The organism is Pseudomonas sp. B5(2017), assembly GCF_002112825.1.
GTDB classification, from domain to species: domain Bacteria; phylum Pseudomonadota; class Gammaproteobacteria; order Pseudomonadales; family Pseudomonadaceae; genus Aquipseudomonas; species Aquipseudomonas putida_Z.
Genome location: NZ_NEIR01000003.1, coordinates 405,288 through 417,386, shown reverse-complemented (window position 1 = coordinate 417,386; position 12,099 = coordinate 405,288). Strand labels below are relative to the sequence as shown.

Here is a 12,099-nt window from a genome sequence, read left to right as displayed (position 1 = left end):
ACCATGACCGCATCAGGCTGAAACTCAATGGCCTGAGCCCTGTCAGCTACAGGACTCAGGCCACGGGCTAAAACTGTCCAACTTTTCGGGGGCAGTCCAGGGTGCGAGGATCGCTTGCGAATTCAGTTAGCTGTCCGACAGCGCGGTCCAAAGGGCTGGGCAATCTCCCACAAGGTCCCTGTCAAGGCTACGAAAGGGCCTGCACAGGCGGCAGGGCCTATGCAGAACGCGTACCGCGTCCTGCATCACGCTGGGCCACCAGTGCGCGGATCCGCGGAATCAGCTCCTGCCCGTACTCCACGGCATCGCGCAACTGCTCGAAGCCACGGAACAGGAAGGTGCTCACACCCAGTTCGTAGTAGGCCAGCGCCGCTTCGGCCACCTGCTCGGGCGTGCCCACCAGTGAGGTGGAATTGCCGGCCCCGCCGCCCAAAGCTGCGATTTCGGTCCACAGCCGGGTATCGTGCACCTTGCGCTGGCCGGCCAGCTGTACCAGGCGCTCGGAGCCGACATTGCTCTTGCCGAAATTCTTCTCGCGGCGGTTGCCCTGGCGGATGCCGATGCGCTGCCTGGCATCGGCCAGGATGCGTTCGGCCCGCGCCCAGGCCTCTTCCTCGGTGGCCCCCAGGATCGGCCGCAGCGACAGGCTGAAGCGGATGTGATTCTCCCGCCCGTGACGGGCCGCGGCCTTGCGCACCTGGGCAATGCGCTCGCGCACCTGCTCCAGTGGCTCCCCCCACATCATGTACACATCGGCGTGTTTCGCCGCGACCTCCACCGCCGCGTCCGAAGCGCCGGAGAAGTACACCGGCAGCTTGCCCACCGGCTTGACCAGGGTCAGGTTGTCTTCCACCCGGTAATGCTCGCCGTGGTGGTCGAAGGGTGTGGTCTGCGTCCAGGTGTTGCGTAGTACCTGCAGGTATTCGTCGGTGCGGGCGTAGCGGGCGTCCTTGTCGAGGAAGTCGCCGTCGCGCTGCAGGTCGCCGCTGTCGCCGCCGGTGATCACGTTGATCGAGGCGCGGCCGCGGCTGAGCTGGTCGAGGGTGGCGAACTGGCGAGCGGCGAAGGTTGGCGCCTGGAACCCGGGGCGGTGCGCCACCAGCAGGCCGATGCGCTCGGTCAGCGCGGCTACGTAGCTGGCCAGTATCATCGAGTCCGGCGCGCTGGTGTTGACTGCCAGCAGGGCCTTGTCGAAGCCGGCGTATTCCTGGGCCTGGGCGAAGGCCTTGATGAAATCAAGGTCGACCAGCGGGCCGCGCGGGGCCTGTGATTCGCTGCTTTCCTGGGGGCCGATGAGGCCGATGAATTCTAGGCTCATGCAATGGAACTCCTTTTCGTGTGGGGCGGATTCAGGCAGCTGCGATCTGCCCGCGACGCAGCGTGTTGCGGTTGGTCGGAACGCTCAGGCCAAAGCTGTCGCGCAGGGTGCTGCCGCTGTATTCGCTGCGCACCAGGCCGCGTGCTTGCAGCAGGGGCACCACCAGCTCGGTGAAATACTGCAGGCCATCGGGCAGCAGCGAGTTGATGATGAAGCCGTCGGCGGCGCCGTCTTCGAACCAGTCCTGCAAGGCGTTGGCGACCTGCTCGGGGGTGCCGGTGAAGTCGCGTCTTGGGCGCGAGAAGCGCAAGGCCAGTTGGCGCAGGCTCAGGCTTTCGTCGCGGGCCAGTTGCTTCAACTGGTCGGCGGTGCCCTTGTGGCTGTTGTCGCCAAGGGTGCCCAGGTCGGGGAACGGTGCATCCAGCTCGTGCTGGCTGAAGTCGTAGTCGTTGAACGGGCGGCCGAGGGCGACCAGGGCGTCCTCGATGCTCACCAGGTCGACGGCCTGCTGGTATCGGCGCTCCACCTCTGCTTCGTCGCGGCCGACGATGGGGCGGATGCCCGGCAGGATGAACAGCTGGTCCGGGTCGCGGCCATGGCTTGCGGCGCGTTGCTTCAAATCTTGGTAGTAGGCGCGGGCATCGCTGAACGACTCGGGGTTGACGAAGATCGCATCGGCGTTCTGCGCGGCGAAGTTGCGCCCGTCCTCTGACACGCCAGCCTGGAAGATCAGCGGCTGGCCCTGGGGCGAGCGCTGGATGTTCAGCGGGCCCTTGACCTTGAAGAACTCCCCCTTGTGGCCCAGGGTGTGCAACTTGGCCGGGTCGAAGAATTCGCCGCTCTGCTTGTCGCGGGTGAAGGCGTCGTCTTCCCATGAGTCCCACAGGCCCTTGACCACTTCGACGTGCTCACGGGCGATGCGGTAGCGCACGGCGTGGGGCGGGTGTTGGTCCTTGCCGAAGTTGTCGGCGGTGCCCGACAGCCATGAGGTGACCACGTTCCAGCCGGCGCGGCCGCCGCTGATCAAATCCAGCGAGGCGAGCTGGCGGGCGACCTGGAACGGTTCGGTATAGCTGACCGTGACCGTGGCCACCAGGCCGATATGGGTGGTGACCGCCGCCAGTGCCGAGAGAATGGTCAGCGGCTCGAAGCGGTTGAGGTAGTGGGGGCTGGAACGGGCATGGATGTGCAGGCTGTCGGCGATGAAGGCGAAATCGAACTTGGCCGCCTCGGCCAATTGCGCCTGCTGCTTGTAGAAACCGAAGTTGACGCTGGCGTCGGCCAGCGCCTCGGGGTGGCGCCATTCGCCCCAGCCGTGGCCGACACCGTGGATCATTGCGCCAAGATGGATCTGTCTTTTGCTCATGTTCAATACCTCTTGCCAGATAAGCCTCAATGTCTGATCCGCGCGGCACGCCCGTGCCGCACGGCAAAACGGTCAAACCGCCACGGGCAGCACGCTGCGCGAATGCCCGGGTATCGCCTCGATCAGCGCCCGCGTATAGGCGCTGGCCGGCTGGCCGAACACCTGCACCGCCGGCCCTTGCTCGACCACCTGGCCGCGCTGCAGCACCAGCACCTGGTCGGCCATGCTCGCCACCACCGCCAGGTCGTGGGAGACCAGCACGTAGGCCATTCCCAGCTCGCGCTGCAGCTCATCCAGCAGGGCGAGGATCTGCGCCTGCACCGACACGTCCAGCGCACTGACCGGTTCGTCGAGCAGCAGCACCTCGGGCTCCAGGGCCAATGCCCGGGCGATCGCCACCCGTTGGCGCTGGCCGCCCGACAGCTCCCGGGGCAGGCGATCGAGGAAGTGCACCGGCAGCTGTACCCGCGTGATCAGTTCACGGGCCCTGCGCTCCAGGGCCTCGCCCTTGAGCAGGCCGAACGACACCAGCGGTTCGACGATGCTGTCGAACACGGTGAAGCGCGGGTCGAGCGCGGCGAACGGGTTCTGCTGCACCAGCTGGATGCGCCGGCGCAGGGGGCGGAACTGCCGCCAGCTGCAGGCACTGACGTCCACGCCAGCGAACTCCACCCGCCCGTGGCTGGGCTTTTCCAGCCCGAGGGCGATCCGTAGTGCGGTGCTCTTGCCTGAGCCCGACTCGCCGACGATGGCCAGGGTCTGCCCGGCATGCACCTCAAGGTTCAGGTCATGCAGGGCGGTGAAGTGGGCATCCTGCCCGGGCAACGCGAAGTGCTTGCCGACGTTGCTCAGGCGCAGCAGCGCTGCCTGGCCCCTCGGCGCGCCAGGCCTGCGCCGTGGCACGAAGGCCGGCGCGGCGTTGAGCAGGTCGCGGGTGTAGGGCTGCCGTGCGCCCCAGAGAATCTGCCTGGGCGAGGCCTGCTCGACGAGCTCACCCTGTTTCATGACCAGCAGGCGGTCGGCGCGGTCGCAGGCCATGCCCAGGTCATGGGTGATGATCAGCAGCGAGATGCCGCGCTCGGCCACCAGCCGTTGCAGGTGGTCGAGGATGCGCCGCTGCACCGTCACGTCCAGCGCGCTGGTGGGCTCGTCGGCGATGATCAGCCGCGGCTCGCCGGCCAGGGCGATGGCGATCAGCACCCGCTGGCGCATGCCGCCGGAAAGTTCATGGGGGTACTGGCGGGCGCGCAGCGCCGGGTCGTCCAGGCCGACCTGTGCCAGCAACTCCAACACATCGGCATCCACCGTCGGGTAGCGCCGGCCGCGAGCCAGCAGCAAGGCCTCGGCGATCTGCCGGCCGATGCGCAGGGTCGGGTTGAGGCTGACCATCGGGTCCTGCGGTACCAGGCCGATGGTGCGCCCGCGCAACTGGCGCCGGGTGCGCTCGCTGGCCCGTGCCACATCCACGCCGTCGACCCACAGCTGGCCCTGCTCGATGCGGGCATTGCCCGGCAGCAGGCCGAGCAGGGCATTGGCCAGGGTCGACTTGCCCGAGCCGGACTCGCCGACGATGGCCAGCGTCTCGCCCTGGGCCAGGCTGAACGACAGCTGGCGCAAGGCCTGGATGGGTTGCCCGGCGAAGGTGTAGCTGACACTCAGGTCGCGGACCTCGATCAGGGGGCGCAGGCTCATCGGGCATGCTCCTCGGCGCTGCGCGCCAGGTGGTTGAGGCTGAACACCACGGCTACCACGAACAGCCCTGGCAGCAGGGAGACCCAAGGGGCGGTGATCAGGAAGTGGCGGCCGTTGGCGATCAGCGTGCCCCATTCCGCCGCCGGCGGCGCCGCGCCGAAGCCGAGGAAACTCAGCCCGGCGGTGGCCAGGATGGCGGCGCCGAAGTCCAGGGTGGCGAGCACCGCCACCGGGCCCCAGGCGTTGGGCAGCACATGGCGCAGCAGTGTGCGCGCCCAGCTGGCACCGCCCAGGCGGGCGGCCTCGACATAGGGCAGGGTCTTGATGCGCAGCACTTCGGCGCGGGTGGTGCGGGCAAAGCCCGGGATGATGCCGACGCCCACGGCGACTGCCACCGGCACCGTGCCGAAGCCGATCGCGGTGACGATGGCCAATGCCAGCAGCAGGCCGGGCAGTGCCAGCAACACATCGATCAGGCGCATCAGCGCCGCGTCGACGCGCCCACCGGCAAAGCCGGCCAGCACGCCCAGGCCGAGGCCACCGAGCAGGGCGATGGCCACCGCCAGCAATGCGGCCAGCACCGACAGGCGCGCGCCATAGACCACCCGGGTATACAGGTCGCGGCCCAGCTCGTCGGTGCCGAACCAGTGCACCACGCCGGGGGCACTGAGCTTGTCGGCGGGCGAGGTGGCGTAGGGGTCGAAGCTGGTCAACAGCTGTGGGGCCAGTGCCGCGAACAGGGCGAACAGCACGATCAATAGCGCCAGGCTGAAGCCGGGCCGGCGCAGTAGCGGGATCAGGGCCTGACGGGCGCGCTGCAGGTACGTGCGCCGCTTCCAGGCGCTGGCAGGATGTGCCACCTCGCCCGTGGGCTGGGTGTCGATCGGGGTCAGGGAAAGGTCGATGGTCATCTCAGCTCACCTTGGCCGTGTGGGTGATGCGTGGGTCGAGGTACGGGTAGAGCAGGTCGACGATCAGGTTCACCACCACGAAGGCGGTGGCCGATACCGCGACGATCGCCAGCACCACCGGGATGTCCTGGCGCAGCACGGCCTCCTGGGCCAGGCGGCCGACGCCGTTGCGCGAGAAGATGGTTTCCACCAGCACCGCGCCGGAGACCGTATTGCCGACCTGCAGGCCGATCAGGGTCAGCAGCGGCAAGGCTGCGTTGCGCAAGCCGTGGCGCGCCTGCACCTGGGCCCGGCTCAGGCCCTTGGCGAAGGCGGTGGTGATGTAGGGTTCCTGCCATACGCCCTGAAAGCCGCGCTGCAGCACCTGGGCGTACACCGCGGCGCTGGGGATCGCCAAGGTGATCGCCGGCAGCACCAGGCTGGCCAGGCCCTGGCTGCCGGTGGCCGGGAACCAGCCGAGGGCGAAGGCGAATACCTGGATCAGCAGCAGGCCCATCCAGAACACCGGCACCGAGAAACCCAGCGACGGCAGGCGTGCCAGGGCGGTCTTCAGTGGCCGCCATTGCAGGTAGGCGGTCAGGTAGGCCAGGCCGACCCCGGCCAGCAGCGACAGGGCGATGGCCGCGCCGGCGAGGGCCAGGGTCTGCGGCAGGCGCTCGGCCAGCAGCGCGGTGACCGGCCGGCCCAGTGACAACGACTGCCCGAGGTCACCGTGCAGGGCGCGCCACAGCAGGTCGAAGTACTGCTCGAGCAGCCCCTTGTCCAGCCCGTAGTAGGCACGGGCCTTGGCCAGGTCCTCGGGTGACAGGCCATCGGCCTCCATGCCCGAGGCGCTGAGCATGATCGCCAGGGTGTCGCCCGGTAGCAGGTAGAGGATGAAGTAGGTGATGGTGTAGGCGCCCCACAGCACCAACAGGGCCTGGCCGATGCGGCCGATCAGGTAGCGTTTCATGGCTGGCCGACCTGGATGTCACTGAGCAGCGCGAAGCCTTCTGCAGTCCAGCGGAAGTCCTTGACCCGCGGCGCGGTGGCGGCTTGCCAGACGCGCTCGTACAGCGGGAACGCCGACGCCTCGTCGACCAGCAGGTCCTGCAGCTGGCCATAGGCCTGGGCCCGTTGCGGTGTGGCGGTGGCGGTGATGCCGCTGTCGAACAGCGCCTGGGCCCTGGCCAGGGTGTGCGGTTCGTAGGTGTTGGTGGCCAACGTGGTGCTGCTTGCTGCCCGCGGGTCGAGGATGGTCTGCAGGATGATCGGGTCGGCGCGGGTCATGTAGGTGGAGGTCAGGTCGTAGTTGCCGGACGCGTTCCCGGCCACCCATTCGGCGCGGGTCAGCACATTGAGCTTCAGGTCGATGCCGACCTTGCGCAACTGGTCCTGCACCAGCACGTCACCGGCGCTTTCGGCCGGGGTCAGGTTGTAGCGCAGGGTCAGGCGCTGGCCGTTCTTGTGCCGGTAGCCGTCCTCGCCCTTGTGCCAGCCGGCGGCCTCGAGCAGTTGCTCGGCGCCCGTAGGGTCATAGGCGAGCTTGTCGGCCTGGGGCTTGAAGTACGGCGTGGTGACGTCGTAAACGCTGCTCACCACCGGGAACGCGGCGTTGTACACGGTATGCGCGTAGCTGGTGCGGTCGATGGCCTTCTGCAGTGCCAGGCGCACCTGGCGGTCGGCCAGCAGGCGGTCGTTGCGCGTGTTGGGGTAGAGGTTGAGCGCCGGGCCCGGCAGCGAGCGGCTCTGGATGGTCGCGCCCTTGGACTGGAACAGCTTCAGGTCGACTTCCGAGAACGGGTTGCGCGGCCACAGGATGTCGGCTTTGCCCTGCAGGAACAGGCCGTTGCGCACGCTTTCCTCGGGGATGTAGCTGATGTCCACGGCATCGAGGTGCGCCGGGCCCTGGTTGTGCATGTTGGCTGATGGCCAGGCGTAGTCGGCGCGCTTGACCAGCCGGGCGCCCACCTCCGGGGTGTAGTGCTCGAGGATGAACGGGCCGGTGCCGATGATGTTGCCCAGTGAGCGCGCCTGGGCAGTCAGCTTGTAGGAGGCCGGCGCAAGGATGGCCAGGTTGGTGGTCGAGGTGGCCTGCAGGAAACCGGCGTTAGGTTTGGCCAGGACCAGGCGCACGGTGAAGTCGTCCAGCACCTCGGCGTGGTCATAGCCGGCCAGGTAGGTAGCACCGAAGGTGGCCGGCAGCTGCGTGGCGAAGGCCTTGTTGCTGTCGAAGGCGGTTTTCACGGCGTGGGCGTCGAAGCGTTCGCCGTTGCTGAAGGTGACGTCCTGGCGCAGCTGGAAGGTGTAGCTCAGGGTATCGGCACTGACCTCCCAGCTTTTTGCCAGCCAGGGGATGATGCGGCCGGTTTGCGGGTCCTGGTCGGTCAGGGACTCGGCCACGTTGCGCAGCAGTACGCGGTGCTCCAGCCAGTAGACCTGGAAGGGGTCGACGCTGACCAGGGTGGTGTTGTCGCCCCAGAAGGCGATGTTCAGGGTGTTGCTGGCCGAGGTCTTGTCGGCTGGGGAGCAGGCGGTCAGGGCCAAGGCCAGGGAGCCGATGGCGAACAGGCGGTGCAGTGGGGGCATGGGATGGTCCTTCATTGAATTGGGGTTATCTGTGCCGGCCTCTTCGCGGGTAAACCCGCTCCCACAGGTACGGCGCTCCACTCAAGGGAGGTGAAATCCCTGTGGGAGCGGGTTTACCCGCGAAGAGGCCGGTACAGGCGACAGCTGCCTTCCAGTCAGTCCTGGTAATCGCGGCCCTCGCGGTCCAGCTGCCGGATCAACGCATCCCAATGCCGCTGGATGCCTTCCCCCTTGCCATCGGAAAACCGCTTCGACTGTTCATGCACCTTGGCAATCGCCGCCTGCGATGCATGCAGCAGCTGGTCATTGCCCCCGGCCTGGGCCGCCACCTGGATGTTGCAGGCCCGCTCCAGCCCATGCAGCTCACGGAACGCGTGCTCGACGCTGATCCCCCCGGTGAGCAACCCGTGGTTGCGCAGGATGAGGATGTTGCTGTCGCCCAGGTTGGCCACCAGCCGCTGCTGTTCGTCCAGGTCCAGGGCCACGCCTTCGTAGTCGTGGTAGACCACCCGGCTGTAGTAGGCCAAGGCGTGCTGGGAGATCGGCAGCAGGCCGTCGCGCTGGGCCGATACCGCTGCGCCATCGCGGGTGTGGGTGTGCAGCACGGCCTTCAGGTCGGGGCGGGCGCGGTGGATTGCGCTGTGGATCACGTAGCCGGCCTGGTTGATGCCCAGCCCCAGCGGGTCGTCGATGATGGTGCCGTCGACGTCGACCTTGACCAGGTTGGAGGCGGTGATTTCGTCGAACAGCAGGCCGAAGGCGTTGATCAGGAAGTGTTCGTCCGGCCCCGGTACGCGGGCCGAAAAGTGCGTGTAGATGTGGTCGGTCCAGCGGAACAGGGCGGCCAGGCGGTAGGCGGCAGCCAGCTTGACCCGTACCTCCCACTCTTCGGCGCTGACCCGGTCGCGCACCTTGTCGGTGCTGGTAGTGACGGCAGACAGTGAACTCATGGTGTGCTCTCCGGTAATCAGTAGCCGCGCGCGGTGTCGACCAGGTTGGCCAGGGGCGCCTGCTCGCGGTAGCGGTGGAAGTTGGCGATGAAGGCTTCAAGCAGGGCCGGGTAGCCGTCCTCGGAAATGGCCGAGGTGTGCGGCGACAGGAACACCCGTGGGTGGTGATACAGCGGGTGGCCGGCGGGCAGCGGCTCGGGGTCGGTGACATCCAGGCTGGCGCGGCCGATCAGGCCTCTGTCCAGGGCCTCGAGCAGGGCCTGCTGGTCAAGCAGGCCACCGCGGGCGATGTTGATCAGGTGCAGGCCAGGGCGGGCATGGGCCAGCACCTGACGGTCGACCAGGCCACGGGTGGCGGCGGTGAGTGGGGCGGCCAGCACCAGGTGGTCGCTGCCGGCGAACAACTGCTGCAGGTCGGCGGCGCGCTCCACCCCGGGCACCTCGGCGATGGCCTGGCCGGGGCGGCTCAAGGCCAGCACCTGCATGCCAAGGGCCACCGCCTTGCGCGCCAGGCTCTGGCCGATGCTGCCAAAACCGAGAATGCCCAGGGTGCGGCCGCGCAATGGCGCCAGCGGGGTCAGGCGCCAGTCGGCATCCTTGACCCACAGCCCCGGCAGTTGCTTGGCGGCGGCGAACACCAGGGCCAGGGCGAATTCGGCCACCTGCTCGGCATTGGCGCCCTTGCCGCTGGTGACCGGTGTGCCCTGGAACACCCAGTCGGGGTAGAAGTCGATGCCCGAGGACACCAGCTGCACCCACTTCAGGCCCCAGGGCCAGCCTGGCGGCGGGGTGTCGATGCGCTGCCCGCGCACGTTGATCGGGCGCAGGATGAATACATCGGCAGGGGCTTGCAGGGCCAGCTGGCCGGGGGCGATATCGATGACTTCATGGTCCGGCAGGTGTTCGCGCAGGTGCTGGTTGGCCTGGGCGTCGAGCTGGCTGGCGATGATCGAATGGCTCATGCCTGCACCTCCGCCAGCGCCGCGCGGCCGGCCTGGCCGAACACCACATCGTCCTGCGGGGTGTGGATGCGGCTGCAGAGCACGTCGCGGTAGTGCCGTTCCAGCGGATTGCGCCGCGACAGCCCGGGGTTGCCGGTGGCCTCGATGGCCAGCTCCACGGCCTGGATGGCATTGGCGCTGACCAGGTGCTTGAGTTGCCCGGCATGCTGCGCGGCGACCTGCCCGGTGGTGGCTGCGTCAAGCAGGCCCTGGTTGGCGAACAGCAGGGTGTCGATGCGCCCCAGCACATCCTGGAAGCGCGGCAGGCTGGCCAGCGGCGCGCCCAGGTTGGAGGGGGCACGCTGCTTGAGAAAACCCGCCAGCCAGTCGCGGGCGGCACGGGCCACGCCGTCGTACACTGCCGGCAGCAGTACGGCCATCCACAACAGGCTCTCGCCGTCGAGTTCGGCCTTCGGTGCGCTTGCCGGGCTGACGCTGACGGCATGGTCGAGGGGGATCAGCACGTCATCGAAGCGCACTTCATGGCTGCAGGTGGCGCGCATGCCCAGGTGGTCCCAGTCATCGATGATGGTGATGCCGGGCGTGTCGCGATGCACCAGGAAGCCGCCGACCAGCGGGTCGGCGTCGTCGCTGCGGCCCCAGACCAGGTACCAGGTCAAGCCGTGGCTGCCGGTGGAGTAGATCTTGCGCCCGCTCAGGCGCCAGCCCTCGGCTGTGCGCCGCGCCACGGTGGCGGGCAGGCCGCCGCGGGCCGGGGTGCCGAGTTCGGGTTCAACGCGCAGGGCATTGATCAGTGCGCCCTGATGCACGGCATCGCGGGCCACGCGCTGGCGCAGGTGTTCGGGCCAGCGGGCCTCGTCCTGCAGGCGAAAGTGCTGCAGGTACTGCATCACCAGGATCAACGCGGTAGCCGGGTCGCCCTTGCCGACCGCGCCGATCACCCGACGGGCGCTGGCCAGGTCCGCGCCAGTGCCACCGAGTGCGCGGGGTACGGTGAAGGCGAGCAGGCCGTGGCGGTGCAGCAGGTCGAAATTGTCCTGGGGGAACTGCGCGCTGCGGTCGTAGCGTTCGGCGTTGGCCGCGAGGGCCTGCGTCAGCTCGGCGAGGGCGCTGTCGGAGGGGTGACTCATGGGGTTTCATCCCTGAATGACGGTGTGTTGCTAAGACCGTATTCGTATGGATGAACGCTGTAAAAGTCTTTTTGGTTCTATGCTAATTATTTGTTTTAAGAATTTATTGTTTTTACTGTTATGCATGAATTGCATTTATTGGCGGGGCGCCAGGCGCCCCTGCGTGGTCAACCCAGGAGCCTGTGCCCTGCCACCTCACCGAAAAGCTCGACCGGTTCTTGCAGGTTGCCCAGGTAACGTGGATGGAACAGCCACAGGTCTACCTGCGGCTTGAAATCACTGACATTGATCACATCCAGCGCATCGCGGTGGCGGCTGGCCTGCAACAGTGGTTCGGGCACCAGCCCCAGGCCCTGGCCATTGGCGACCAGGCCCAGTTGCAACTCGGTGCCGAAGGTTTCCAGGTTGATCGACAGGCTCAGCCCCTGTTCACTCAGCGCCCGCTGCAGACCGGCGCGGAAACCACAGCCGTCGGGGTTGAGCACCCAGCCACGGGTGTAGCAGTCCTTGAGCTTGTAGCTGCGCTTGGTGACGCTGCCCTTGGCGGCTACCACCTTCAGCGGCATGCGCGCGATCGAACGGCTGGCGATGCCTTCGGGGAAGATCTTGCCCGGTGGGAACAGCGCGGCGGCGGCGTCCAGTTCAGCGTTTTCCATGCGCGCGATGAGGCTGCTGCCCCAACCGCTGCTGACCTGGGTGCGCAATTGCGGGTAGGCCTCGCGAATCTGCGCCAGGGCATCGAGCAGCACCACGTCACCCAGGGTTTGCGGCACACCCAGGCGCAGGGTGCCCGAAGGCGCGCCATCGTTGGCCACCAGTTCGCGCAGCGAGTCGATCTCGCGCAGGATCGCCTTGCACTGCTCGTACACCCGCAGGCCCATGGGGGTGGGCTTGAGCGGCTTGGTGTTGCGGTCGAGCAGGGTGGCGCCAAGGTCTTCCTCGAAGTTCTGCACCCGGCGGGTGATCGCCGGTTGCGTCAGTTGCAGGGCCTCGGCGGCGAGGTTGGTGGATTGGCAGCGGATGACCGCGACGAAGGCGTCCATATCATCGATTTTCATAATTGGCGCTCACAGGGTCGGAGGGAAAATAAGGCATTAGCATAATCTGCCTGGCGGGTAATGCCATCGGTTCTGTTTTGATAGATGAAAACGCATATTAGGATATTCCTAAAATCAATTTAATTTATTTGACGGATCTCGCTA

General features: G+C 67.3%; 10 protein-coding genes. All 10 read right to left on the bottom strand.

Annotated features, from left to right (window positions below):
- Positions 1-217 precede the first annotated feature (217 nt).
- Complete coding sequence (locus CAG00_RS06930; RefSeq protein WP_085663909.1) at positions 218-1,318, bottom strand: LLM class flavin-dependent oxidoreductase; 1,101 nt, start codon at positions 1,316-1,318, stop codon at positions 218-220.
- Positions 1,319-1,349: 31 nt separating this feature from the next.
- The gene (locus tag CAG00_RS06925; protein WP_075045455.1) at positions 1,350-2,684 is read right to left on the bottom strand and encodes an LLM class flavin-dependent oxidoreductase; all 1,335 of its coding nucleotides are present in this window, start codon (positions 2,682-2,684) and stop codon (positions 1,350-1,352) included.
- 72 nt (positions 2,685-2,756) lie between these two features.
- Positions 2,757-4,376, bottom strand: coding sequence for an ABC transporter ATP-binding protein (locus CAG00_RS06920; RefSeq protein ID WP_085663908.1), 1,620 nt, complete (start codon positions 4,374-4,376; stop codon positions 2,757-2,759).
- Positions 4,373-5,287, bottom strand: coding sequence for an ABC transporter permease (locus CAG00_RS06915; protein ID WP_085663907.1), 915 nt, complete (start codon positions 5,285-5,287; stop codon positions 4,373-4,375). The genes CAG00_RS06920 and CAG00_RS06915 overlap by 4 nt, the downstream gene beginning before the upstream one ends.
- 1 nt (position 5,288) lies before the next feature.
- Complete coding sequence (locus tag CAG00_RS06910; protein ID WP_075045452.1) at positions 5,289-6,239, bottom strand: ABC transporter permease; 951 nt, start codon at positions 6,237-6,239, stop codon at positions 5,289-5,291.
- Complete coding sequence (locus tag CAG00_RS06905; protein ID WP_085663906.1) at positions 6,236-7,855, bottom strand: ABC transporter substrate-binding protein; 1,620 nt, start codon at positions 7,853-7,855, stop codon at positions 6,236-6,238. Before CAG00_RS06905 ends, CAG00_RS06910 begins: the two co-directional genes overlap by 4 nt.
- 155 nt (positions 7,856-8,010) lie before the next feature.
- Entirely contained in the window at positions 8,011-8,805 is a 795-nt protein-coding gene (locus tag CAG00_RS06900; protein WP_025339460.1) for a class II aldolase/adducin family protein, read from the bottom strand.
- Positions 8,806-8,822: 17 nt separating this feature from the next.
- Positions 8,823-9,767, bottom strand: a complete 945-nt coding sequence (locus tag CAG00_RS06895; protein WP_075045449.1) for a D-isomer specific 2-hydroxyacid dehydrogenase family protein — start codon at positions 9,765-9,767, stop codon at positions 8,823-8,825.
- Positions 9,764-10,897, bottom strand: a complete 1,134-nt coding sequence (locus CAG00_RS06890) for an acyl-CoA dehydrogenase family protein (protein WP_075045448.1) — start codon at positions 10,895-10,897, stop codon at positions 9,764-9,766. Before CAG00_RS06890 ends, CAG00_RS06895 begins: the two co-directional genes overlap by 4 nt.
- 167 nt (positions 10,898-11,064) lie before the next feature.
- Positions 11,065-11,955 (bottom strand): LysR family transcriptional regulator, encoded by an 891-nt coding sequence (locus CAG00_RS06885; protein ID WP_075045447.1) that lies wholly within the window; start codon positions 11,953-11,955, stop codon positions 11,065-11,067.
- Between the last annotated feature and the right edge of the window lie 144 nt (positions 11,956-12,099).

Coding starts and splice junctions, on each gene's coding strand:
- CAG00_RS06910 (WP_075045452.1), bottom strand. CDS start 6,239: ATGAAACGCTACCTGATCGGCCGCATCGGCCAGGCCCTGTTGGTGCTG.
- CAG00_RS06885 (WP_075045447.1), bottom strand. CDS start 11,955: ATGAAAATCGATGATATGGACGCCTTCGTCGCGGTCATCCGCTGCCAA.
- CAG00_RS06920 (WP_085663908.1), bottom strand. CDS start 4,376: ATGAGCCTGCGCCCCCTGATCGAGGTCCGCGACCTGAGTGTCAGCTAC.
- CAG00_RS06890 (WP_075045448.1), bottom strand. CDS start 10,897: ATGAGTCACCCCTCCGACAGCGCCCTCGCCGAGCTGACGCAGGCCCTC.
- CAG00_RS06905 (WP_085663906.1), bottom strand. CDS start 7,855: ATGCCCCCACTGCACCGCCTGTTCGCCATCGGCTCCCTGGCCTTGGCC.
- CAG00_RS06900 (WP_025339460.1), bottom strand. CDS start 8,805: ATGAGTTCACTGTCTGCCGTCACTACCAGCACCGACAAGGTGCGCGAC.
- CAG00_RS06915 (WP_085663907.1), bottom strand. CDS start 5,287: ATGACCATCGACCTTTCCCTGACCCCGATCGACACCCAGCCCACGGGC.
- CAG00_RS06895 (WP_075045449.1), bottom strand. CDS start 9,767: ATGAGCCATTCGATCATCGCCAGCCAGCTCGACGCCCAGGCCAACCAG.
- CAG00_RS06930 (WP_085663909.1), bottom strand. CDS start 1,318: ATGAGCCTAGAATTCATCGGCCTCATCGGCCCCCAGGAAAGCAGCGAA.
- CAG00_RS06925 (WP_075045455.1), bottom strand. CDS start 2,684: ATGAGCAAAAGACAGATCCATCTTGGCGCAATGATCCACGGTGTCGGC.